Genomic DNA, 24,646 nt, shown 5'->3' on the forward strand with positions numbered 1-24,646 from the left:
AATCTTTCTAAGTGTGCAGCAATAAGCGAAAAGGTAAAACCTTCCGGGGCGGATTTTGTACAAAAAAACGGCAGCCCGCTGGCTGCCGCTGTTGCTCGCTATCATTTCGCCCGCAGACGATCAGTAGTCGGAGTTCACAATAACCTCTTCCCCTTGAGCGCCGGCCATCGGTAAAGGCTTGTAGGAGGAGTTGGAGGCGCGCAGAATGCGAATGCCTCGCGCGCCCGCTTCACGGGCTGCGCCAATATCGTTATCCGAGTCGCCGTAGAAGACCTTAATATCTTTCTCCTGCAGCCACTGGGTTTTCGTATTCTGCCCCGGCTTATCGCCGGCAAAAATAACCGGATTCATGCTTGCCGCGGGGATCAGGAAATCATCCTGCAAGGTTTTCGATACCGTTTCGGTTTTGGTCTGACTGCGTCCGGTCACAAAATAGATGCTATCGCCGCGCTTAACGTGCATCGCAATCAGCTGACGCGCGACCTCTTTCGGCATGCTGAAATCATCCCAGCCGTTGTTCATTTTTTCCCAAAACTCGGGATTTTTCAGGTAAGCATCGCTGCCGGGAGAGAACGTTTTCTGGCCGCGCCAGAATCCTGGGCTGGAAAACAGCACGGTATCGTCAATATCAAAGCCCACCGCAATCGGCGGGCGCCCCAGCAGGCTATTTTCAATCTGCGCCACCGATACCCAGTGAATCGGCGCCTGTTCAGCGAGTTTAGCGACGTTGGTCCCCGTAGAGAGGGGCTGCGGCGTAGACGCGCGGGCAACGACGGCGCTATTTAGCGTGAACAGCAGGCAGACGGCCCCGAAGGCCAGAGTGATTTTGCGCATATTTATCCCTGTAAACGTCATCATTCAAACTGCCTCTTTGACGGCCACGGTTAGACGAACGCTCCCTGGGGCTTTGACGCATTTTGCATGATTGCGTGTGTAAATAATCGAATCATTATAATTTTCAATAATGTGGATGCTTATAAATTCACCATGACCTTAACCTCCGCATCCGGTGATGAAAAGAGGTTTCTCCTCGGATGTCATAGAAAAAGAGAATGATCACACTTCAGGAAGGGAATTGCCCTCTCCTTAACACCAGAAAGGGCCGGATATTACCGCGGGATTATATCACTGCAGAAAATGCCTGTGCGACGCGCTGAACGTTGCGCGAGTTAAGACCCGCCACGCACATCCTGCCGCTGGAAATCAGGTAGACGCCAAACTCTTCACGCAGGCGATCGACCTGAGCGGCGCTGAATCCCGTGTAGCTAAACATACCGCGCTGCTTGAGCAGGTAGTCGAAATTAACGCCGGGTACCGCGTCTTTCAGGACGTTCACCAGCTCCTGGCGCATCGCTAAAATGCGCGTGCGCATCTCTTCGACTTCCGCCAGCCATGAAGCCTTCAGCTCCGCGTCGTTCAGCACGGCGGCGACAACCTGCGCCCCGAAGCTCGGCGGGCTGGAGTAGTTGCGGCGTACGGTCGCCTTCAGCTGTCCCAGTACGCGGCTCGCGGTCTCTGAATCTTCGCAAACCACCGACAGACCGCCGACGCGCTCGCCGTACAGGGAGAAGATTTTCGAGAACGAGTTGCTGACCAGCATCGGCATGCCGGCGCTGGCAATCGTGCGGATCGCCCAGGCATCATCGTCCATTCCCGCGCCAAAGCCCTGATAGGCGATGTCGAGGAAAGGGATCAGGCTGCGCGCTTTCAGCACTTTTGCGACTTCATCCCACTGGGCATGGCTCAGATCGGCGCCGGTCGGGTTATGGCAGCACGGATGCAGCAGCACGATGTCGCCTTCAGGCAGCGTCCGCAGCGTCTCGAGCAGCGCGTCAAAGCGCACGCCGTTGGTCTCATTATCAAACCAAGGGTAAGTACTTACTTCGAAGCCAGCCCCTTCAAAGATGGCGATGTGGTTTTCCCACGTCGGATCGCTGACCCATACGCGCGCCTGCGGGAAGTAGCGTTTCAGGAAATCCGCGCCCACTTTCAGCGCGCCGGAACCGCCCAGCGTCTGAATGGAAGCGACGCGCTGTTGCAGCAGTACCGGATGCTCGGCGCCAAACAGCAGCGGCGCAATGGCGCTACGGTAAGGATTCAGACCTTCCATCGGCAGATACAGCGAGGCGCCGTGCGGCTGCGCGTTAAGACGCGCTTCCGCTTCCGCCACCGCCTGCAGCTGCGGGATAATGCCGTCTTCGTTATAGTACAAACCGATGCTGAGGTTTACTTTGTCACTCCGCGGATCTTCTTTGAAACGCTCCATCAGGGAAAGAATGGGGTCGCCAGCGTAGGCGTCAACTTTCTGAAACACGCGATGTTTCTCCAAGTTTACAAAAGGCAGGTAATAACACAATAAACCGGAAGCCGTGGCAGGTCGAGAGGATGTTGGCGGATAGCCGACGTCGATCGCCCCACCGAGCGCAACCGGAGCTTTTCCCCGGCTCGCGGCGTTAACGCCGTAGCCGGGCTGTCGCGTATCGCCCCGGTCCCGGTAACCGTAGCGCCACCGGGGAACGTTGCGGCAAATCAGGATTAATCGACGTACTTCATCGCAACGCGAGAAGTCAGGCGCGTGATAAGTTCGTAAGCACTTACTTTTGTAATTTCTGCAATCCGTTCAACGGGTAAACCTTCCCCCCACAGCACCACCGGATCGCCGGACTTATCCTGCGCCTCGGGGCCGAGGTCCACGCAGATCATATCCATTGCCACGCGGCCGACAATCGGCACTTCCCGGCCGTTAACCAGCACCGGCGTACCGGACGGCGCGGCGCGCGGATAGCCATCGCCGTAGCCCATCGCCACTACGCCCAGCCGGGTATGGCGTTCGCTAATCCAGGTCCCGCCGTAGCCCACCGGCTCACCCGCTTTATGCTCGCGAACGGCAATCAGGCTCGACGTCAGCGACATCACCGGCCTGCAGCCGAAATCGGCCCCGGTGGATTGATGCTCCAACGGCGACACGCCGTAGAGAATAATGCCCGGACGCGCCCAGTCGAAGTGCGACTGCGGCCACAGCAAAATCCCGCCGGAGGCGGCGATAGAGCGCAGTCCCGGCTTGCCATCGGTGAAGGTGGTGAAGATATCCAGCTGCCGCTCGGTGGCCCCGCATTCCGGCTCATCCGCCCGGGCAAAGTGGCTGACGACGTTCACCGGCTGGCGGACGTTTTTACACCGGCTCAGGCGCTGGTAGAACGCCTCCGCCTGTTCCGGCAGGACGCCCAGCCGATGCATGCCGGTATCGAGCTTCATCCAGACGCTGACCGGTTCGCTCAGCTCCGCGCTTTCCAGCGCTGCCAGCTGTTCGGGGCTATGCACCGCCGTTTGCAGCCGCTGGGCGGCGATAACCGGCAGATCGGTGGCCGCAAAAAAACCTTCCAGCAGCAGGATAGGCTGAGTGATGCCGCCCGCCCGCAGGCGTAAGGCTTCTTCAAGACGGGCGACGCCAAAGGCGTCGGCATCAGGGAGCGTTCGCGCGGTCTCGATAAGACCGTGTCCGTAAGCGTTCGCTTTCACGACTGCAACCAGCTTGCTGGCGGGTACCAGTTCACGCAGACGTTGCAGGTTGTGTCGCAGAGCGCGGCGGTTAATGACTACAGTTGCCGCTTGCATTTAAATTCCTTAATAAAAGAATCGCCCGTATCCATCGCGCTGCGGGAAGGCGACAGGCCAGAGGGCCCCGGAAGCTTAATGAACTAAGTGACCGAGGCGGGCGGGCGAGTCAACGCACCTGCGACGTGAAGGACGACGGAGATTTACTCATCATCATACTGAGGGCCGGCATAGTTATCGAAGCGCGACCATTGCCCGTTAAACGTCAGACGTACCGTACCAATTGGGCCGTTACGCTGCTTACCAATAATAATTTCGGCGATGCCTTTCAGGTCGCTGTTCTCGTGATAAACCTCATCACGATAGATAAACATGATTAAGTCGGCATCCTGCTCGATAGAACCTGATTCACGCAGATCGGAGTTTACCGGGCGCTTATCCGCGCGCTGTTCCAGCGAGCGGTTCAGCTGCGACAGCGCCACCACCGGCACCTGCAGCTCTTTGGCCAGCGCCTTCAACGAGCGGGAGATTTCGGCGATTTCCAGCGTACGGTTATCGGAGAGCGACGGCACCCGCATCAGCTGCAGGTAGTCGATCATGATCAGGCCAATCCCGCCGTGTTCGCGGGCGATACGCCGGGCGCGGGAGCGCACTTCCGTCGGCGTCAGGCCGGAGGAGTCATCGATATAGATATTGCGCTTTTCCAGCAGAATGCCCATGGTGCCCGAAATCCGCGCCCAGTCTTCGTCATCGAGCTGGCCGGTACGAATACGCGTCTGATCGACGCGCGACAGCGAGGCCAGGGTACGCATCATAATCTGTTCCGATGGCATCTCAAGGCTGAAAATCAGTACCGGCTTATCCTGCAACATCGCCGCATTTTCGACGATGTTCATCGCAAATGTCGTTTTACCCATCGACGGACGCGCCGCGACGATAATCAAATCCGACGGCTGCAAACCCGCCGTCTTTTTATTCAGGTCGTCATAGCCGGTATTCACGCCGGTAACGCCGTCGTGCGGCTGCTGGAACAGCTGTTCGATACGCGCAACGGTCGCATCAAGCACTTCGGCGATATTTCTCGGACCTTCGTCTTTATTCGCGCGGCTCTCGGCGATCTTAAAGACCCGGGACTCCGCCAGATCCAGCAGATCTTCGCTGGTGCGGCCCTGGGGGTCAAAGCCCGCTTCGGCAATTTCGTTCGCCACCGAGATCATTTCCCGGACAACGGCACGTTCACGCACGATATCGGCATAAGCGCTAATGTTCGCCGCGCTTGGCGTATTTTTTGAGAGTTCTGCCAGATAGGCGAAGCCGCCTACGCTGTCCAGCTGCCCCTGACGCTCCAGCGATTCCGCGAGCGTAATGAGGTCAATCGGGCTGCCGGTTTCCTGCAGGCGGGCCATTTCAATAAAGATATGACGGTGCGGACGCGTGTAAAAATCTTCTGCAACAACGCGCTCGGCGACGTCGTCCCAGCGCTCGTTGTCCAGCATTAAACCGCCCAACACCGACTGTTCCGCTTCAATCGAGTGCGGCGGGACTTTCAACCCGGCTACCTGAGGATCGCGGACTCGGGGTTCAGTCTGGGGTTTGTTGAAGGGTTTATTTCCTGCCATATTGAATGGAATTCCCGCTATAGAAATTGGCTCGAAAGGTTACCACATAGTTCAGGAGGAAGCATGGCAACACGTATTGAATTTCACAAGCACGGTGGCCCGGAAGTTCTGCAGGTGGTGGATTTTGTTGCAGGGGATCCGGCAGAACACGAGATACAGGTAGAAAACAAAGCTATTGGTATCAACTACATCGATACCTATATTCGCAGCGGCCTCTATCCGCCCCCTTCGCTTCCGAGCGGATTAGGTACCGAAGCCGCCGGCGTAGTAAGCAAGGTCGGGCGCGGCGTCACGCATATTAAAGCCGGCGATCGCGTCGTGTACGCCCAGTCGGCGCTGGGCGCTTACAGCTCGGTGCATAATGTCCCCGCCGATAAAGCCGCAATTTTACCTGCGGCCATCTCTTTCGAGCAGGCCGCGGCCTCCTTCCTTAAGGGTCTGACGGTCTATTATTTGCTGCGTAAAACCTACGAAATCAAAGCCGGCGAGACGTTCCTGTTCCACGCTGCGGCCGGTGGCGTCGGGCTGATAGCCTGCCAGTGGGCAAAAGCGCTGGGCGCCAGGCTCATCGGCACCGTCGGCAGCGCGCAAAAAGCGCAGCGCGCGAAGCAGGCCGGAGCCTGGCAGACGATCAACTATCGTGAAGAGAATATCGCCGAGCGGCTGAAAGAGATTACCGAGGGGAAAAAAGTTCACGTGGTCTATGATTCCGTGGGCAAAGACACCTGGGAAGCTTCGCTCGACTGTCTGCAGCGCCGAGGATTGATGGTCAGCTTCGGCAACTCCTCCGGACCGGTTACCGGCGTTAATCTGGGGATCCTCAATCAGAAAGGCTCGCTGTACGTGACCCGCCCTTCTCTGCAGGGCTATATCACCAGCCGCGAAGAGCTGGTGGAAGCCAGTAACGAACTCTTTTCGCTGATCGCCAGCGGCGTGATAAACGTCGACGTAGCGGAGAGCCAAAAATATCCGCTGGCCGACGCGCGACGCGCGCACGAGGTTCTCGAGAGCCGCGCCACCGAAGGCTCAAGCCTTCTGCTGCCGTAACGAGTAAGTCGAGGCAAGGTTAACGCTGCCAACGCTTCTGTAGTTCGAAGTATGACGGGAAGCCCTCCCTAAATAATTCGGGCTACAGGAAGGCGGCAAGATAGCGAATCCCCGGGAGCTTACTCCAGTAAGTGACCGGGGTGAGTTAACGTAGCCAACGCACCTGTAGTCTGAAGTATGACGAGAAGCCCTCCCTAAATAATTCGGGCTACAGGAAGGCGGCAAGATAGCGAAACCCCGGGAGCTTACTCCAGTAAGTGACCGGGGTGAGTTAACGTAGCCAACGCACCTGTAGTCTGAAGTATGACGAGAAGCCCTCCCTAAATAATTCGGGCTACAGGAAGGCGGCAAGATAGCGAATCCCCGGGAGCTTACTCCAGTAAGTGACCGGGGTGAGTTAACGTAGCCAACGCACCTGTAGTCTGAAGTATGACGGGAGGGGGAAAAGTTTAGGGCTTCCATATGGAAGCCCTGACTTTTTTTAGTTCGGCTGTATGTAGGGTACAGCGCGATGAATTCATTAACGCGCTAATAGTGACAGATTTAATAAGCAAAACCTACGCCGTTTTATGCAAAATTCCTCAGGTTGTGACCTACCACTCACTACCTTAATAACGCCAGCGGTTGTTGCTACGGTAGTGGGTGATTTTTGGCGTATTTATCGCCCGAATCACCCATACCACCGCAACGGCTAGCAGCAGCCACGGCAGCAGTTTAATCATCATCGCAAACAGGCCGCCAACGAACATCAGCGCCGTCGCCGCAACAATGGCGGCAATAATGCCCAGCAGCGATACGCCGGTTACCAGCAGCATGACAAAAAAACCAATGATAAATAGCAGTTCCAGCATCTTCTTCTCTCCCAAGCAATAGCCCTTTGTACTCAGACATTACAAGAAGCGTGCCAATTATAATCTATTGAATTTAAAGAAAAACGCCCTGATTTTTATTTCAGGGCGTGGCGTATTTGACTAAATTTTAGCGAAACAGCGAAACGTTAACGCTTATCGGCGACCAGCTTCAGCGCGTGTTCCAGGACGTTGATATCGGCACCGGCCTTATGCGCGTTCTCACTCAGGTAGCGACGCCACTGGCGAGCGCCGGGGATCCCCTGGAACAGGCCCAGCATATGGCGGGTCACATGGCCAAGATAGGTCCCGTTGCTCAGCTCACGCTCAATATACGGATACATGGCGCGCACCACGGCAACCGGGTCAGTATCCGCGCCATTGGCCGCAAAAATCTCCCGGTCAACGGAGGTCAGCATGCCTGGATTCTGGTACGCCTCGCGCCCCACCATCACACCGTCCATATGCTCAAGGTGTAGCTTCGCTTCTTCCAGCGACCTGATCCCGCCGTTGATCGCCATCGTCAGATGCGGAAAATCACGTTTTAGCTGATAGACGCGCGGGTAGTCCAGAGGCGGGATCTCGCGGTTCTCTTTCGGGCTCAGGCCGGAAAGCCAGGCTTTGCGGGCGTGGATGATAAACATATCGCATTCGCCTTTCCCGGATACGGTATTGATGAAATCACACAGGAACGCATAGCTATCCTGGTCATCAATGCCGATTCGGGTTTTTACCGTGACCGGAATCGAGGCCACGTCGCGCATCGCTTTAATGCAGTCGGCAACCAGCGGCGCATTGCCCATCAGGCAGGCGCCAAACATCCCGTTCTGCACGCGGTCAGACGGGCAGCCGACGTTGAGATTGATCTCATCATAGCCGCGCGCTTCCGCCAGCTTCGCACACTGCGCCAGCGCGGCCGGATCGCTACCGCCCAGCTGTAGCGCAACGGGATGCTCTTCTTCGCTGTAGGCCAGATAGTCGCCTTTACCGTGAATAATCGCCCCGGTGGTCACCATTTCGGTGTACAGCAGCGTATGGCGCGACAGCTGGCGCAGGAAGTAGCGGCAGTGCCTGTCGGTCCAGTCGAGCATCGGGGCGATGGAAAAACGGTGGGCAGCAAAGGCGGTAGACGTTGATTCTGGCATCATGGCGAATAAATAGGCATCCGGGTAAAAAGGGGCGCTACTATAGCACAAAGATAAACCACAGGCGCATAGCGCCAATGGCCGTATCCTGCGCTGGAAAAAAACGCTATTTCCTGCGCGGCTTACCGTCGTGAGGACCGAAGAACTGCGGCGGATGGTCGACCCAGCGATCCTGACGCGTCGCGGCATAGCTGGGGTTAAGCGGATAGTAGATCCGGTTAAATTTTTTATTCGCTTCGCCAACCACCAGCAGGCATGCCTCCTCCTCGGTGTTATTCAGGAAGGTGTGGCATACCCCGGTACCGGCGGGAAAACCGACGCAATCCCCCGGCTCCAGCTTCCACAGATAGCCGTTTATCCACACTTCCGGATACCCCTCTAGCACGTAGATGAACTCTTCTTCATCGCTTTCCGCATGCGGATAAGAGGTACGACGCCCTGGCGGCAGGCGCTCATGATGGATCCCCAGCCGGTTTAGCCTTAAACCACGGGCCAGCGGTGCGCCGATGGAAAAGAGCTCGCTGCTGTCGGGATAGGTGGCATCATCCGGCCCCTCCATCTCGCGCCAATGTCGAATGCAATCAGGTCGTTTCATCGTTTTCTCCCGAAAATGAGATGCATCAGGTATAGCACAAACCGTGGGTTCTCGGCGTTTTGCCTGGATCGTGATAAAGTAACAACTTCATCGTTACGCAACCAGAGGATGCTCATGGATAAGTCCACTTCGCAAGACATGTTAGCGCATGCTGAAAAGCTCTGCGCGCAGCGGGGCGTGCGCCTGACTCCGCAGCGCCTTGAAGTGTTGCGCCTGATGAGTCTACAGCAGGGGGCGATCAGCGCCTACGATTTGCTCGATCTCCTGCGCGGTAAAGAGCCGCAGGCTAAGCCTCCGACGGTCTACCGGGCGCTGGAGTTTCTGCTTGAGCAGGGCTTCGTGCACAAGGTGGAATCAACCAACAGCTACGTGCTGTGTCACCTGTTCGATCAGCCAACCCATAGTTCAGCGATGTTTATCTGCGATCGCTGCGGGGTGGTTAAAGAAGAGTGCGCGGAAGGCGTAGAGGACATCATGCATACGCTGGCGGCCAAAATGGGCTTCGCCCTGCGCCATAACGTGATCGAAGCGCACGGCCTGTGCGCGGGCTGCGTCGAGGTAGAGGCCTGCAACACGCCGGGGCACTGCCACCATGACCACACCATCCAGACTAAAAAGAAAGCCCGCTGAGGCGTTGGCCGCAGCGGGAATCAGGGATTTTTAGTACATCCTTGTACCGTTCAGGCAGGCAATAACAAAGGGTTAACGCTCTACATCTCGTCGCTACCAGCGATGGTCATTTTTGGTTTCCCAGTCAGACACTTCTTTTTCTGCCTGATCTTTAGCGTAGCCGTAACGCTCCTGGATTTTACCGACCAGCTGGTCGCGCTTACCCTCGATGACGGTCATATCATCGTCGGTAAGCTTGCCCCATTGCTCTTTCGCTTTACCTTTTAACTGTTTCCAGTTACCGCCGATTTCGTCTTTATTCATGATTCAGTCCTCATCGTTCGGTGAGTTAACAGCCCGCTGTGTGCCGGACATATGATTAACTATAGATGAGAATTCTGTGTTAATTTTATTATTCGGAATCTTTAACCATTTTCACACCAAAAGACGTTATGAAAACCAGGTGCCGCGCCGCCAGTGCCGTCGCCAGATCAGCGCCAGCGACAGACCTCGCAGCGCCAGGAATACCGTCAGCGCCAGCCACAGGCCGTGGTTACCGAGCACCGGCAGCGTCAGCAGGGTTACGGCAAAGCCCACGGCGGCCACCGCCATGCTGTTGCGCATTTCGCTGCCGCGCGTCGCGCCGATAAACATGCCGTCCAGCAGATAACACCAGACGCCGACCACCGGCAAAATCATCTGCCACAGCAGATAGCGGTCGGCGAGCTGCTGGAGCGAGGGTATCGAGGTCAGCAGAGCGATAATCTGCTCTCCCGCCACGCTGTAGATCAGCGCAAAAGCCAGCGCGACCATGCCTGACTGCCGACAGGCCGCACGCCACACCTCCAGCAGCTTGCTGCCATCGCGCGCGCCGTAGGCCTGCCCGGAGTGGGCCTCCACGGCATAGGCAAAGCCGTCCAACGCATAGGCGGTGAAGGTTAGCATGGTCATCAGAATGGCGTTCACCGCCACGATATCGCCCCCCAGACGCGCGCCGAAAACGGTCACCGCGCCAAAGCAGAGCTGCAGCAGCAGCGAACGCAGCATGATGTCGCGGTTGAGGGCCAGCAGCCGCCGGAGATCGCCGCGCCAGGCGCCCTTCAGCATAGAGAATGACACGCCCCGCAGCGTCAGCACGCGTTTCGCCATCAGCAGGCCAATGATAAAGGTGGCATATTCGGCGGTCACCGTCGCCAGCGCCGCGCCCTGCACGTTCATGTGCAGCCCCATCACCAGCCACAGATCGAGGACAATATTCAGCAGGTTGCCGACAATCAGCAGGATCACCGGCGCACGGGCATACTGGACGCCCAGCAGCCAGCCCAGCAGCACCAGGTTAGCTAACGATGCCGGGGCGCTCAGCCAGCGGATCTCCAGGAAACGCCGGGCCTGTTCCAGCACCGCTTCGCTGCCGCCGACGATATGCAGCGCCAGGTTAATGAGCGGCATACGAAACAGAACGATCAGCAGACCGGCGGCCAGCGCCAGCCCAAGCGGCTGCACCAGCGCTCGCGCCAGGCGCACGGGGTCCTTTGCGCCAAACGCCTGCGCCGTCAGGCCGGTGGTACTCATTCGCAGAAAGAGCAGCAGCATGAACAGGAAGCTGGTAGCCGTAGCCCCGACCGCCACGCCGCCCAGGTAAACCGGGCTATCAAGATGGCCGATAACCGCAGTATCCACCAGGCCCAGCAGCGGGACGGTGATATTGGAGAAAATCATCGGTAGCGCCAGGCGCCACAGGGCCTTATCAGCGGCATTAAAAAGCATGAGGGAAAGCCTGAGCGAGGAGAGACAGCGCAGCATCATGCATCAGACGATGCTGCGTTAAGAGAAGGCGCTTACAGCCACTCGCCGTTGCGGATTACGCCGACGGCCAGACCTTCAATGGTAAAGTTTTGCTCGCGTAGGTTCACTACGATTGGTGAAAACTCGCTATTTTCCGGCAGCAGTTCGACGACGTTACCCTGCCTTTTAAGGCGTTTAACCGTCACTTCTTCATCGATACGTGCGACCACAACCTGCCCGTTACGCACATCCTGCGTTTTGTGTACCGCCAGCAGATCGCCGTCCAGAATACCAATGTCTTTCATCGACATTCCGCTGACGCGCAGCAGGAAGTCGGCGCTCGGCTTGAACATTGCCGGATCGACCTGGAAGTGGCCTTCGATGTGCTGCTGCGCCAGCAGCGGCTCACCGGCAGCCACGCGGCCAATCAGCGGCAGGCCGGGCTCTTCTTCAGTCAGCAGACGAATACCGCGAGAGGCACCGGAAATGATCTCGATTGCGCCTTTACGCGCCAGCGCTTTCAGGTGTTCTTCCGCCGCGTTTGGGGAACGGAACCCCAAGCGCTGAGCAATTTCCGCACGCGTCGGCGGCATGCCAGTCTGGCTGATATGATCTCTGATGAGATCAAACACCTCTTGCTGCCTGGTCGTTAACGCTTTCATTCCGCCCCCTGGGTGTATATACAGTTATGCTGTGAGTATATACAGCTAACGGTGATTTTGGAATCAAATTTCACACAAAAATCAGGAGATTCTTTTCGTTTGCCGCGCGCTGCGGCCAGCTAACGCAGGGGGATTGCGGCGGAGCGTTTCTGCTCCACACGACGCAAAACAGGCCGCGTGGAGGGAGGTTGATCGGCCTCCAGCCCGCGGACGCCAAACCAAATAGTCTGATGCTACAGACCCTTAGCGATAGTGCGCCCACAGCAGCGTAACCCAGACGATCAGCGCAATGACGATCGCCAGAAATACCGCCGCAGAGCCCATATCCTTCGCGCGTCCGGAAAGCTCATGGTGGTCGGAGCCAATCCGGTCCACCACCGCCTCAATCGCGCTATTAAGAATTTCGACTATCATCACTATCAGGACCGAGCCTATCAGCAGCACGCGCGTAATGGCGTCAACATCCAACCAGCAGGCGATCGCAATGGCAATAACGGTGGCAATACCTTCCTGACGAAAGGCGGCCTCATTTATCCATGCCGCACGAAAACCTTTCCAGGAATACCCTGCCGCTTTAATGATTCGGGTTAACCCGGTGGTATTATTGGCCATCAAAAGAACCTTTTTATGTAAATGACGTCAATGAGTGTACGCGTTTGCCGCGTGGCAACGGAAATTTTGCGCACTTTCTGTTATTCTTGCCGCGCATTTGCATGATTAACCAGAGGCTTCACATCGTTTATGTCCGGCTGGCAACGAATTTACTATAAATTACTGAATTTACCATTACGGCTGCTGGTAAAAAGCAAGTCTATTCCCGCAGAGCCTGCTCAGGAATTAGGGCTGGATACCTCGCGTCCGATTATGTACGTTCTGCCCTATAACTCGAAGGCAGACCTGCTGACGCTGCGCGCGCAGTGCCTGGAGCACGATTTACCCGATCCGCTCGAACCGTTAGAAATCGACGGCACCCTGCTGCCGCGCTACGTCTTTATCCACGGCGGCCCGCGCGTATTTACCTACTACACGCCGAAAGAAGAGTCCATCAAGCTGTTCCACGACTACCTGGATCTGCACCGCAACCACCCTGACCTCGACGTGCAAATGGTGCCGGTTTCAGTGATGTTTGGTCGTGCGCCAGGGCGCGAAAAGGGCGAGCTCAATCCGCCGCTGCGCATGCTTAATGGTATTCAGAAATTCTTCGCCGTTCTGTGGCTGGGCCGCGACAGCTTCGTGCGCTTCTCGCCGCCGGTGTCGCTACGCCGAATGGCGTCCGAGCACGGAACCGATAAAACCATTGCTCAGAAGCTGGCCCGCGTGGCGCGTATGCACTTCGCCCGTCAGCGCCTGGCCGCGGTCGGCCCGCGTCTGCCGGCGCGTCAGGATCTGTTCAACAAGCTGCTGGCGTCAAAAGCCATCGCCCGCGCGGTGGAAGACGAAGCCCGCAGCAAGAAAATCTCCCACGAGAAGGCGCAGCAAAACGCTATCGCGCTGATGGAAGAGATCGCCGCAAACTTCTCCTACGAGATGATTCGCCTGACCGACCGCGTGCTGGGCTTTACCTGGAACCGCCTGTATCAGGGAATTAACGTTCATAACGCCGAGCGCGTGCGACAGCTGGCGCACGAAGGGCACGAGATCGTCTACGTTCCGTGCCATCGCAGCCATATGGACTACCTGCTGCTCTCCTACGTGCTCTACCACCAGGGCCTGGTGCCGCCGCATATCGCCGCCGGCATCAACCTCAACTTCTGGCCGGCAGGGCCGATTTTCCGTCGCGGCGGCGCGTTCTTTATTCGCCGTACGTTTAAGGGCAACAAGCTCTACTCGACGGTGTTCCGCGAATATCTTGGCGAACTGTTCAGCCGCGGCTACTCGGTAGAGTACTTCGTGGAGGGCGGGCGCTCTCGTACCGGGCGCCTGCTGGACCCGAAAACCGGCACCCTGTCGATGACTATCCAGGCGATGCTGCGCGGCGGCACCCGACCCATTACGCTGGTTCCGATCTACATCGGCTACGAGCACGTGATGGAAGTCGGGACCTACGCCAAAGAGCTGCGCGGCGCGACGAAAGAGAAAGAGAGCCTGCCGCAGATGCTGCGCGGCCTGAGCAAGCTGCGTAACCTCGGCCAGGGGTACGTTAACTTCGGCGAACCGCTGCCGCTGATGACCTGGCTCAACCAGCACGTTCCGGAGTGGCGCGAGTCTATCGATCCTATCGAAGCCATTCGCCCGTCGTGGCTAACGCCGACGGTAAACAGCATCGCCTCCGATCTGATGGTCCGCATCAACAACGCCGGCGCGGCGAACGCCATGAACCTGTGCTGTACCGCTCTGCTGGCATCGCGCCAGCGTTCGCTGACCCGCGAGCAGCTGACCCAGCAGCTGGAGTGCTATCTCGATCTGCTGCGTAACGTGCCTTACTCTCCGGATGCGACCACGCCGCCGGCTTCCGCCAGCGAGCTGATTGACCACGCGCTGAAGATGAATAAGTTCGAGGTTGAGAAAGACACCATCGGCGACATCATCATTCTGCCGCGCGAGCAGGCGGTGCTGATGACCTACTATCGCAACAACATCGCCCATATGCTGATGATGCCTTCGCTGCTGGCGGCGATTGTCACCCAGCATCGACGGATCACCCGCACGGAAGTGCTGCGTCACGTCGAGATGTTCTATCCGCTGCTGAAGGCCGAGCTGTTCCTGCGCTGGGAAAAAGAAGAGCTGGCGAGCGTTATCGATGCGCTGACCGCTGAGATGCAGCGCCAGGGCCTGCTGGCGCTGAGCGATGACGAGATAAGCATCAACCCGTCGCACTCCCGCCTGCTGCAGCTGCTGGCCGCCGGGGCGCGCGAAACGCTCCAGCGCTATGCCATCACCTTCTGGCTGCTGAGCGCTAATCCCTCGATTAACCGCAGTTCGCTGGAGAAAGAGAGCCGTACGATGGCCCAGCGCCTGTCGGTTCTGCACGGCATCAACGCGCCGGAGTTCTTCGATAAGGCGGTATTCAGCACTCTGGTACTGACGCTGCGTGACGAAGGCTATATTAGCGATACCGGCGATGCCGAGCCGGAAGAGACGCTGAAGGTTTACCAGATGCTGGCGAACCTGATTACATCGGACGTGCGTCTGACGATTGAAAGCGCCGCGCAGGATGAAGCGTAGCGCCTGAGACTTGCCCCGGCTTGCGCTACGTAAGCCGGGGAGTCAGGACCCTGCCAGGGAAAACTACGCCATATAGCCCATCGCCAGGCCGAGGAACAGCACCAGCCCAACGTAGTTATTGTTTAAAAACGCTTTGAAGCAGTCGTCGCGTTCACGACGGAAAATCAGCTTCTGCTGCCAGAAAAACAGCCCCGCCGCGATAAACAGCGACCAGTAATATTCCCAGCTCAGGCCGTTCAGCCACCCTACCGCCGCCATCAGGACCAGCACCGCGATCTGCAGCATACCGATAATCACGCGATCGTTTTCGCCAAACAAAATCGCCGTTGATTTGATGCCAATTTTAAGGTCATCGTCCCGGTCAACCATTGCATACTGGGTATCGTAAGCCACCGCCCACAGAATGTTGGCGAGGAACATCAGCCAGCAGCTCAGCGGCAGCGATTCGCTCACCGCGGAGAAGGCCATCGGAATCGACCAGCCAAACGCCGCCCCCAGCACCACCTGCGGCAGATGGGTGTAGCGCTTCATGAATGGATAGACCCACGCCAGAGCCAGCGCCGCCACCGACAGCAGAATGGTCATGGTGTTGAGGGTCAGCACCAGCAGGAACGAGAGCAGCACCAGCACGACAAACAGCACCCGGGCCTCTTTCTCCGTCACCTCTCCGCTCGGCAGCGGACGACGCGCGGTGCGCTTGACGTGGCCGTCAAATTTGCGGTCGGCATAATCGTTGACCACGCAGCCGGCGGCGCGCATCAGCCACACTCCGGCGACAAAAACGGCCAGAATCCACAGCGGCGGAACACCCGGCGTCGCCACCCATAGCGCCCACAGCGTCGGCCACAGCAGCAGCAGCGCGCCGATCGGTTTGTCAGTACGCATCAGGCGATGAAACGCCAACAGCTTATTCTGCGTCAGACTCCACTCCATTTTCTCTTCCTCTTAATACAGCGGCGATGCAGGCAGAAACAGTTCTGTCAGCAGCAGCGGTTTACCGCTCAGCCGGAGGCGGGAACGACGCCCCCAAAGCTCTGCATAACGCCCAATTTCAATAAAGTCACGGGTTAACGTCGACGAGGTGAACAAATAGCGGCCCAGCGGCGTCTGCCCAAGCTGCTGCAGCGCCAGTTCGGGACCGCTCAGCGTCGATTCCGGCACGATAGTTCGCCCGGCCAGCCAGGGTTCATCATCGGCGCAGAGAATGATTTCCCGCAGCCAGTAGCGCTCTTCATCTGGCAGCAACGCTTCTTCACCGACCAGCGCTTCGCGTCCGACAAAATCTTCGTTGACCAGCATAACGCTAACCTTTTTCCCTTGTTGCTCAAAGCGTTTGGTCATTGAGTCTTCCAGCAACAGCCAGTCGCGCAGCGAGGGTTCCAGCGGGGGCATAGCGGCAAAATAGCGCAGCGCACGTAGTTGCGTAAGCGCAGGATGTGACATGCCTGATTCTCCGATACATAACGTAAAGGCATTGTATCGCAGAATAGGCCGATCGGGGCGGGCAAACATCAAGATACGATCTTCCGCGCAACAGCCATGCAACAGAAGCCGCGCGCGAGAAAAAAAGGTGCGTCCAGGCGGACGCACCTAAAGGCTGTGCCTAAACATCAGCATTGTGGGGAGACGATCACCCCTTGCCTTTTACACTGCTGATAAAGGTGGAACGGGCAGATTTCGAGCCAAGGCGTTCAGCTTCGTTCATCAATTTGAGGGCTTTGTCGATATCTCCTTTAGCAACCGCCTGCTTAATGCCGTTGTTAAAGTAGGTTTCCGTATCATCCAGCATCGGCTCACTCTTCGCCGCCGGCGCGGCGACCGGAGTAACAGCCGGGGCGGCTGCTGGCGCGCTGTATACCGGAGCGGCCGTATTGCCGACGGTGACCGGACCCGGGCCGGAGGAGCCAAACAGCGGGCCAACCAGCACGCTGGAGCCAGACGATGTTTTCACTTTCAGGCCCAGCGTACCTTCGGTGGTATGTTTGGCAATCGGGTCCGGAATATCCGGGACCGCGTTACCCGTACCTTTGGCGTAGGCCTTCGCCGGATCGATTAATTTGGTGGTTTGCTGCAGATCCTGCGGCGTGGTAAAGACCAGGACGTAAATCTTTTGCTGGCCCAGCGCCGGCGTCAGACGCATCACCCCTTCGAGGCGATCCGAGCTCATCACGCCCGGCTCCAGGTAGGTGAAGTAGCTGCTTGGGAAGTACGCAGATGGCGTCATATTCTGGTCAAGAATCAGCACGTTCGGCGCAAAAACGCTGGTCTGCTTGTTGACTTCGCTGGTCAGCGTAATGGTCAGCTCACCGATATTCGCCGGGACGCTGTAGGCGGCGACCGGCCCGGTGATACCGGAGATATTCAGCGACTGTCCTGCCGTCGCTAAGTTGGTGACCTGGGACTTCGATTGATCGACCGGCGTCCAGGTTAACTGCTGTAACGCGGAGGCGGGGATCGTCGGTGCGGCAGCGGTGTTCTGCGGCACAAAATTCACATCAGCAAAACTGACTGCGGGTACGCTGGCCAGCAGGCCGGCGGACAGGCAGAGGGCAACGAGACTTTTATTCATTTTCATTGTTATCACCTCAATTCCGATGGCCGAGCGGTAGCCAGGCAATAGCTCGCTGGGCCTAAGATATAGAGGGGCTTGCGCCCCTCTTTTGCTCATGACAGGTCAGGTTGGATTACCACCAGATTTCCATCTGGGCGCCGAAGGTCCACTCGTCGTTATCGCCACGGCTGAAGGTCTTCGCGGAGGTGTCGTTATACGCCACGCCGGAGGTGTAGCCAGCACCGGAATCGCCGTTCGCGTAGCCCCATTTCTCATCCCACTTGGCGTAGGTTGCGAATACGCGGATTGCCGGACGGGACCAGATGCTGTCGCCAGCCTGCCACTGCTGTGCCAGGGTGATTTTGTACTGGTTGTTGTTGTCGCCGGTTTTCTGCGACTCGACGTTGTCGTAGCCAACTTCCAGCAGGGTGCTCATGATCGGCGTCCATTTGTACATCGGACGCACGCCGACGGTCCACCATTTGGTGCCGTTGTTGTTGTCCAGGTTGATATCCTGGTACATACCGACGTACATCAGATCCCAGCTATCGCCCAGCGAGATCGCGCCGTGGTCAAGCACGCGCCACAGGGAGCCGTCGTTGTTGATGCTGCCGCCCTGCGGAATGCCTTTACCGTTGGAGGTCATTGCGTCGGTGGCGTACTGCAGAACGAACTTGTTGTAGCCTTTCAGCATGCTCTGGGTGTGTTCAGCGGTCAGCATCCAGCCGTCTTTAGACGCGTCCGGCTGCAGGTAGTAGTTATCCGGAACGTTGGTGTGACCGTAGTCAACGCCGAGCTCCAGGGTACCGCCTGGGTTGATTTCCATCTGCGCTAAACGCACGTCGAAGACGTCGTTCGGCACGATGTTGTCATAAATACGGTTGCCCAGCGCATCGCGGTCAGCGAAGGTGGCAGAACCGCCGGACTCAGAAGAACGGGTTGCCGCCATAGACAGCTTACCGAAGCCCAGATCGATGTTTTCGATACCAGCACCAGGACCTGAAATATCCCAGTAGTAGAAGTCGATCATGTGAACGTCATGACGCTGGTAGAAACGCTTACCGGCCCAGATGGTGGAACCTGGCAGCCAGTCGATCAGGTTTTTACCCTGCACGTTGGCTTCACGGAATGCCGGGCTGGTTGATTCCCAGTCATTCTGCTGCGATACGGAGTACGCGACGTTAGTATCGAAGTAGAAGCTCTTATCACCTTCTTTCCATACTTCCTGGCCCAGTTTTAATTCCGCATAGGTTTCACATTCGTTACCAAGACGGTATTTACTTTGAGCACCGGTTGCCTGGAAGCACTGCTGTTCACCGCCGCTGCCGGTCCAGCCGATACCGGAACGAGCATAGCCGTGGAAATCGACGGCCATCGCCTGAGCAGACATAACGCCTGCTGCGACGGCGACCGCCAGTGGAAGTTTGCGCAGAGTAATCATCATTCTATCTCCTGAGATCATTGCTTTTCTTTGAACACTTCGCCCGTTGTTCTGCCTGCTGCTGCAGCGCTAAGGGGTTCGCGTTTTTTTTTAATGGGAAGCCTTACACGCCCGGCTCTTTATGCAACCGACGACACGCCGTGCCATCCTCACGGAATAAATGGCAACGTTCCGGTGGCAAACCGATAGCGAATGTGGCTCCCTCTTTTACCAACACCACGTCGTTCTGGCGGTAGACCAGGTTCTGACGGATGGCTGGGATCTGGATATGAATTTGCGTTTCGTGGCCAAGCTGCTCAACCACCTGCACTTCCCCTTCAAGGGTCACGTCGGCGATATCGCTGGGCAGCAGATGTTCCGGGCGGATGCCTAAGGACATATTTGCCCCAACCTGAACGCGGGCGCTGTCCACCGGCAGCCAAATTTGCTGGCGGTTTGGCAGCTCCACCTGAACCTGCTCAATGGCGGTTGCGGTGACTTTCACCGGCAGGAAGTTCATCTTCGGCGAGCCAATAAAGCCCGCAACGAAGCGATCGGCCGGGTAGTGATACAGCTCAAGCGGTCTCCCTACCTGCGCTACGCGACCGGCATCCAGCACCACAATCTTGTCGGCCAAAGTCATCGCCTCAACCTGATCGTGGGTCACGTAAATCATCGTGCGTCCCAGCCGCTTGTGCAGACGGGAGATTTCGATACGCATCTGCACGCGCAGCGCGGCATCGAGGTTTGAAAGCGGTTCATCCAGCAGGAATACGCGAGGCTCCGCCACCAGGGTACGACCGATTGCCACGCGCTGACGCTGGCCGCCGGATAGCGCCTTCGGCTTACGCTCAAGCAGGTGCGCCAGCTGCAGCACTTCAGCCACCTGAGTGACGCGCTGGTTGATCACATCTTTTTTGGCGCCGGCCAGCTTCAGGCCGAAAGACATATTTTCCGCGACGGAGAGATGAGGGTAGAGAGCGTAAGACTGGAAGACCATGCCGATGCCGCGTTCTGCGGGGGGGATATCGTTCATCCTGGTTTCGCCGATAAACAAATCACCGCTGGTTATGGTTTCCAGCCCGGCAATCATACGCAGCAGGGTAGATTTGCCGCAGCCCGATGGCCCGACAAACACCACGAACTCCCCTTCCTGGATGTCGAGATTGATATCTTTCGATACCACCACGTCGCCCCAGGCTTTCGTTATATTTCGCAGCTGTACGCTCGCCATGCCCATCTCCCTTCGTTACAACCTGTCACTTAAAGACACATTCAAGATGGGCTGACTATGCGGCATTCATTAACCTGGTGAATCCTCCACCCCCGGCTTTTTTATGGGGGAGGAGACGGGAGGATGAGAGATTGCCTCTCACTGCGGGGGATGGCGCGCCAAAGTCAATTTCGTGACGCAGGTTGCAAAAATAGCCTCCTTTTTATGTGCTCCACGCCCCAATACCGGCGTTTCTGCAAGCCAGATCACACAAACTACGGGTGGGGCGTAGACATAGGGAGGATGGAAAGGGGTTGTTAAAAAAGGAAACTCATCACCGTTAAGCCACCTAAGTGTATCCACGAGCACATCACCAAAAAGGACTGGTATATGAAAATCAAAACCGGCGCCCGCATCCTCGCGCTGTCAGCACTGACCACGATGATGTTTTCCGCCTCTGCCCTCGCCAAAATTGAAGAAGGTAAGCTGGTAATCTGGATTAACGGCGACAAGGGCTATAACGGCCTCGCTGAAGTGGGCAAAAAGTTTGAAAAAGACACCGGGATTAAAGTCTCCATCGAGCACCCGGATAAGCTGGAAGAGAAATTCCCGCAGGTTGCGGCAACCGGCGATGGCCCGGATATTATCTTCTGGGCACACGACCGCTTCGGCGGCTACGCGCAGTCCGGCCTGCTGGCCGAGATCGCTCCGGACAAAGCTTTCCAGGACAAACTCTATCCGTTCACCTGGGACGCGGTACGCTATAACGGCAAGCTGATCGCTTACCCAATCGCGGTTGAAGCGCTGTCGCTGATTTACAACAAAGACCTGGTCCCGAATCCGCCGAAAACCTGGGAAGAGATCCCGGCGCTGGATAAAACGCTGAAGGCGAAAGGTAAGAGCGCGCTGATGTTCAACCTGCAGGAACCGTACTTCACCTGGCCGCTGATCGCCGCCGACGGTGGCTATGCGTTCAAGCTTGAAAACGGCAAATATGATGTGAAAGATGTCGGCGTGGACAGCGCTGGCGCGAAAGCGGGTCTGACCTTCCTGGTCGATCTGATCAAGAACAAACACATGAATGCTGATACCGATTACTCCATCGCTGAAGCGGCGTTCAACAAGGGCGATACCGCGATGACCATCAACGGTCCGTGGGCGTGGGCGAACATCGATAAGAGCAAAATTAACTACGGCGTGACTCTGCTGCCAACCTTCAAAGGCAAGGCGTCTAAACCGTTCGTCGGCGTACTGAGCGCCGGTATCAACGCCGCCAGCCCGAACAAAGAGCTGGCGAAAGAGTTCCTCGAAAACTACCTGCTGACCGATCAGGGTCTGGATGAAGTGAACAAGGATAAACCGCTGGGCGCCGTGGCGCTGAAATCCTTCCAGGAGAAACTGGAAAAAGATCCGCGTATCGCCGCCACTATGGCGAACGCCCAGAAAGGCGAAATCATGCCGAACGTTCCGCAGATGTCCGCCTTCTGGTATGCCGTACGCACCGCGGTTATCAACGCAGCTAGCGGTCGTCAGACCGTCGACGCCGCGCTGAAAGACGCACAGGCTCGTATCACTAAGTAACCCTGCTAGTCCCCTCCCCCTTCTCGGGAGCGGGTCAGGAACCCGGACGGCGAACAGCCGCCCGATCCGGGCCCTCTCTCCTGAGGGGAGAGGGAGAACAAAATACGTTGTAGAGGATGATCCCCATGGATGTCGTTAAAAAGAAACACTGGTGGCAAAGCCCGCAGCTGACATGGTCTGTGATTGGCTTGCTGTGCCTGCTGGTGGGTTACCTTGTTGTTTTGATGTACGCCCAGGGGGAGTACCTGTTTGCCATCCTGACGCTGATTTTAAGCTCGGCTGGCCTGTATATCTTTTCTAACCGCAAGGCCTATGCCTGGCGCTATGTCTATCCGGGTCTCGCCGGGATGGGGCTGTTCGTCCTGTTTCCGCTGATCTGCACCATCGCTATCGCTTTCACCAACTACAGCAGCACCAACCAGCTGACCTTTGAGCGCGCTCAGGAAGTCCTGCTGGATCGCTCCTTCCAGGCCGGCAAATCCTACAACTTCTCGCTGTACCCGGCGGGAGATGAGTGGAAGCTGGCGCTGACCGATGGCGACAGCGGCAAAAATTATGTTTCCGACGCGTTTAAGCTCGGCGGCATGCAGAAGCTGGCCCTGAAAGAAGCCGATGCTCAGCCGGAAGGGGAGCGTGCTAACCTGCGCGTGATTACCCAGAACCGTACCGCGCTGAACCAGCTGACCGCCGTGCTGCCTGACGACAGCAAGGTCATTATGAGTTCACTGCGTCAGTTCTCCGGCACCCAGCCGCTGTATACGCTGGCGGCCGACGGCGAGCTGACCAACAACCAGAGCGGCGTCAAATACCGGCCGAATAATAAAGTCGGCTTCTATCAGTCAATCAATGCCGACGGCAGCTGGAGCGGCGAGAAGCTCAGCCCGGGCTACACCGTGAGCATTGGCTGGGATAACTTCACCCGCGTCTTTACCGATGAAGGTATCCAGAAACCGTTCTTCGCCATCTTCGTCTGGACGGTGGTCTTCTCAATACTGACCGTTATTCTGACCGTCGCGGTCGGCATGATCCTCGCCTGCCTCGTGCAGTGGGAGTCCCTGAAAGGAAAAGCGATTTATCGCGTACTGCTGATTCTGCCTTACGCGGTACCGTCGTTTATCTCGATTCTGATTTTCAAAGGGCTGTTCAACCAGAGCTTTGGTGAGATCAACATGATGCTCAGCGCGCTGTTCGGCATTAAGCCGGCCTGGTTTAGCGACCCGACGACCGCGCGTTCGATGATTGTTATCGTCAACACCTGGCTGGGCTACCCGTACATGATGATCCTGTGCATGGGCCTGCTGAAAGCCATTCCTGACGACCTGTATGAAGCGTCGGCAATGGATGGTGCGGGTCCGTTCCAGAACTTCTTTAAAATTACGCTGCCGCTGCTGATCAAGCCGCTTACGCCGCTGATGATCGCCAGCTTCGCCTTTAACTTTAACAACTTCGTCCTGATTCAGCTGTTAACCAACGGCGGCCCGGATCGCCTCGGCACCACCACGCCGGCCGGCTATACCGACCTGCTGGTGAGCTACACCTACCGTATCGCCTTCGAAGGCGGCGGCGGCCAGGACTTCGGCCTCGCGGCGGCTATCGCTACGCTGATCTTCCTGCTGGTAGGCGTGCTGGCGATTGTTAACCTGAAAGCCACACGAATGAAATTCGACTAACTGGAATGGCCAGGCGTCATTGACGCAGCCAGTTTGGGCCCGGCCAGCGCGCAAGAACCGGAGCGTACACGTAGTACGTGAGGATGATGAGCACTGCCCGGGTTCAAAATGGCAAGTGAGATAGCCTGGAGCGGTATCAAGGGGAATAAAAATATTATGGCTATGGTACAACCCAAATCTCAGAAGCTGCGTCTCTTCACCACGCACCTCCTGCTGCTCATTTTTATCGCGGCGATTATGTTCCCGCTGCTGATGGTTATCGCCATCTCCCTGCGCGAAGGTAACTTCGCCACCGGCAGCCTGATCCCGGATCAGATCTCCTGGGAACACTGGCGTCTGGCGCTCGGCTTTAGCGTTGAGCATGCGGATGGCCGCGTGACGCCGCCGCCGTTCCCGGTGCTGCTGTGGCTGTGGAACTCGGTGAAGGTTGCCGGGATCACCGCCATCGGTATCGTGGCGCTCTCCACCACCTGCGCCTACGCCTTCGCCCGTATGCGCTTCCCTGGCAAGGCCACCCTGTTGAAAGGGATGCTGATTTTCCAGATGTTCCCGGCGGTGCTGTCGCTGGTTGCTCTGTACGCCCTGTTTGACCGCCTCGGCCAGTATCTGCCGTTTGTCGGCCTGAATACCCACGGCGGCGTCATCTTCGCCTATATGGGCGGCATCGCGCTGCACGTCTGGACCATTAAAGGCTACTTCGAAACCATCGACGGTTCGCTGGAAGAAGCGGCCGCGCTGGACGGCGCGACGCCGTGGCAGGCCTTCCGTCTGGTTCTGCTGCCGCTGTCGGTGCCGATTCTGGCGGTGGTCTTTATTCTGTCGTTTATCGCCGCGATTACCGAAGTCCCGGTTGCGTCCCTGCTGCTGCGTGATGTGAACAGCTATACCCTGGCGGTTGGAATGCAGCAGTACCTCAACCCGCAGAACTACCTGTGGGGCGACTTTGCCGCGGCGGCGGTGCTCTCTGCTATCCCGATTACCGTGGTCTTCCTGCTGGCGCAGCGCTGGCTGGTGAACGGCCTGACGGCAGGCGGGGTGAAAGGTTAAGTTTCATCGTTATACCCGCCCCAAATTTCAGAGGAGGGACGGTGACTTAGTTGCTGTACACGAACCCCAACCGGGTACGGCAACTACCGCCCTCAGCTGAAAAAGTAAGGTAAATGCCACTGCTATCCTCAACT

22 protein-coding genes are annotated in these 24,646 nt (G+C 57.3%); 6 read left to right on the top strand and 16 right to left on the bottom strand.

The annotated features are described in order from the left end of the window. Positions 1-120: 120 nt before the first annotated feature. The 4 genes from aphA to dnaB form a co-directional block, all read right to left on the bottom strand. Complete coding sequence (gene aphA / locus QFI97_RS03465; protein WP_095104902.1) at positions 121-834, bottom strand: acid phosphatase AphA; 714 nt, start codon at positions 832-834, stop codon at positions 121-123. A gap of 286 nt (positions 835-1,120) precedes the next feature. Next, entirely contained in the window at positions 1,121-2,314 is a 1,194-nt protein-coding gene (tyrB, locus tag QFI97_RS03470) for an aromatic amino acid transaminase (protein ID WP_346430583.1), read from the bottom strand. 221 nt (positions 2,315-2,535) lie between these two features. Next, positions 2,536-3,615, bottom strand: coding sequence for an alanine racemase (alr, locus tag QFI97_RS03475; RefSeq protein WP_346430584.1), 1,080 nt, complete (start codon positions 3,613-3,615; stop codon positions 2,536-2,538). A gap of 143 nt (positions 3,616-3,758) precedes the next feature. Beyond that, a complete protein-coding gene (dnaB, locus tag QFI97_RS03480; protein WP_045853454.1) occupies positions 3,759-5,174 on the bottom strand; it encodes a replicative DNA helicase in 1,416 nt (471 codons plus the stop codon). Positions 5,175-5,237: 63 nt separating this feature from the next. On the opposite strand from dnaB, the gene QFI97_RS03485 reads away from it, so the two are divergent. Continuing rightward, complete coding sequence (locus QFI97_RS03485) at positions 5,238-6,221, top strand: quinone oxidoreductase (RefSeq protein WP_331833790.1); 984 nt, start codon at positions 5,238-5,240, stop codon at positions 6,219-6,221. Positions 6,222-6,829: 608 nt separating this feature from the next. Here QFI97_RS03485 and pspG read toward each other — a convergent pair. The 3 genes from pspG to QFI97_RS03500 all read right to left on the bottom strand — a co-directional run bounded on the left by pspG (position 6,830) and on the right by QFI97_RS03500 (position 8,809). Further along, the gene (pspG, locus tag QFI97_RS03490; RefSeq protein ID WP_331833791.1) at positions 6,830-7,072 is read right to left on the bottom strand and encodes an envelope stress response protein PspG; all 243 of its coding nucleotides are present in this window, start codon (positions 7,070-7,072) and stop codon (positions 6,830-6,832) included. A gap of 146 nt (positions 7,073-7,218) precedes the next feature. Beyond that, entirely contained in the window at positions 7,219-8,217 is a 999-nt protein-coding gene (gene dusA, locus QFI97_RS03495) for a tRNA dihydrouridine(20/20a) synthase DusA (protein WP_346430585.1), read from the bottom strand. 103 nt (positions 8,218-8,320) lie between these two features. Next, positions 8,321-8,809 (bottom strand): cupin domain-containing protein, encoded by a 489-nt coding sequence (locus tag QFI97_RS03500; RefSeq protein ID WP_095104892.1) that lies wholly within the window; start codon positions 8,807-8,809, stop codon positions 8,321-8,323. Between the two features lie 114 nt (positions 8,810-8,923). Between QFI97_RS03500 and zur the strand changes: the two genes are divergently transcribed. Next, complete coding sequence (gene zur / locus QFI97_RS03505; RefSeq protein ID WP_095104890.1) at positions 8,924-9,439, top strand: zinc uptake transcriptional repressor Zur; 516 nt, start codon at positions 8,924-8,926, stop codon at positions 9,437-9,439. 93 nt (positions 9,440-9,532) lie between these two features. Here the strand turns inward: zur and QFI97_RS03510 are convergent, their stop codons facing one another. The 4 genes from QFI97_RS03510 to QFI97_RS03525 form a co-directional block, all read right to left on the bottom strand. Continuing rightward, the gene (locus tag QFI97_RS03510; RefSeq protein ID WP_095104884.1) at positions 9,533-9,742 is read right to left on the bottom strand and encodes a CsbD family protein; all 210 of its coding nucleotides are present in this window, start codon (positions 9,740-9,742) and stop codon (positions 9,533-9,535) included. A 126-nt stretch (positions 9,743-9,868) separates the two neighbouring features. Next, positions 9,869-11,185: an MATE family efflux transporter DinF gene (gene dinF / locus QFI97_RS03515; protein WP_346430586.1), complete on the bottom strand. Its 1,317-nt coding sequence runs from the start codon at positions 11,183-11,185 to the stop codon at positions 9,869-9,871. Between the two features lie 71 nt (positions 11,186-11,256). Continuing rightward, positions 11,257-11,865 carry a transcriptional repressor LexA gene (gene lexA, locus QFI97_RS03520; RefSeq protein WP_095104880.1) on the bottom strand — a complete coding sequence of 203 codons (609 nt, stop codon included), beginning with the start codon at positions 11,863-11,865 and terminating at the stop codon, positions 11,257-11,259. A 243-nt stretch (positions 11,866-12,108) separates the two neighbouring features. Then, on the bottom strand, positions 12,109-12,477 hold the full coding sequence (locus QFI97_RS03525) for a diacylglycerol kinase (protein WP_095104878.1): 369 nt from the start codon (positions 12,475-12,477) through the stop codon (positions 12,109-12,111). 129 nt (positions 12,478-12,606) lie between these two features. Here QFI97_RS03525 and plsB point away from each other — a divergent pair, with 129 nt between their 5' ends. Beyond that, complete coding sequence (plsB, locus tag QFI97_RS03530) at positions 12,607-15,030, top strand: glycerol-3-phosphate 1-O-acyltransferase PlsB (RefSeq protein WP_331833794.1); 2,424 nt, start codon at positions 12,607-12,609, stop codon at positions 15,028-15,030. Positions 15,031-15,093: 63 nt separating this feature from the next. Here plsB and ubiA read toward each other — a convergent pair whose 3' ends face one another. The 5 genes from ubiA to malK form a co-directional block, all read right to left on the bottom strand. Further along, positions 15,094-15,963 (bottom strand): 4-hydroxybenzoate octaprenyltransferase, encoded by an 870-nt coding sequence (ubiA, locus tag QFI97_RS03535; protein WP_095104874.1) that lies wholly within the window; start codon positions 15,961-15,963, stop codon positions 15,094-15,096. 12 nt (positions 15,964-15,975) lie between these two features. Beyond that, entirely contained in the window at positions 15,976-16,473 is a 498-nt protein-coding gene (gene ubiC / locus QFI97_RS03540; protein ID WP_095104872.1) for a chorismate lyase, read from the bottom strand. A 187-nt stretch (positions 16,474-16,660) separates the two neighbouring features. Next, positions 16,661-17,605, bottom strand: a complete 945-nt coding sequence (gene malM, locus QFI97_RS03545) for a maltose operon protein MalM (protein WP_346430587.1) — start codon at positions 17,603-17,605, stop codon at positions 16,661-16,663. A gap of 109 nt (positions 17,606-17,714) precedes the next feature. Further along, positions 17,715-19,025, bottom strand: a complete 1,311-nt coding sequence (locus QFI97_RS03550) for a maltoporin (protein WP_095104868.1) — start codon at positions 19,023-19,025, stop codon at positions 17,715-17,717. A 100-nt stretch (positions 19,026-19,125) separates the two neighbouring features. Further along, positions 19,126-20,235 carry a maltose/maltodextrin ABC transporter ATP-binding protein MalK gene (gene malK, locus QFI97_RS03555; RefSeq protein ID WP_095104866.1) on the bottom strand — a complete coding sequence of 370 codons (1,110 nt, stop codon included), beginning with the start codon at positions 20,233-20,235 and terminating at the stop codon, positions 19,126-19,128. Positions 20,236-20,604: 369 nt separating this feature from the next. Here malK and malE point away from each other — a divergent pair, with 369 nt between their 5' ends. The 3 genes from malE to malG all read left to right on the top strand — a co-directional run bounded on the left by malE (position 20,605) and on the right by malG (position 24,512). Further along, complete coding sequence (gene malE / locus QFI97_RS03560) at positions 20,605-21,795, top strand: maltose/maltodextrin ABC transporter substrate-binding protein MalE (protein WP_095104864.1); 1,191 nt, start codon at positions 20,605-20,607, stop codon at positions 21,793-21,795. Between the two features lie 125 nt (positions 21,796-21,920). Beyond that, complete coding sequence (gene malF / locus QFI97_RS03565) at positions 21,921-23,465, top strand: maltose ABC transporter permease MalF (RefSeq protein ID WP_346430588.1); 1,545 nt, start codon at positions 21,921-21,923, stop codon at positions 23,463-23,465. Positions 23,466-23,621: 156 nt separating this feature from the next. After that, a complete protein-coding gene (gene malG / locus QFI97_RS03570) occupies positions 23,622-24,512 on the top strand; it encodes a maltose ABC transporter permease MalG (protein WP_041143584.1) in 891 nt (296 codons plus the stop codon). Positions 24,513-24,646: the final 134 nt, after the last annotated feature.

Source organism: Klebsiella scottii (assembly GCF_036561945.1).
GTDB classification, from domain to species: domain Bacteria; phylum Pseudomonadota; class Gammaproteobacteria; order Enterobacterales; family Enterobacteriaceae; genus Klebsiella; species Klebsiella scottii.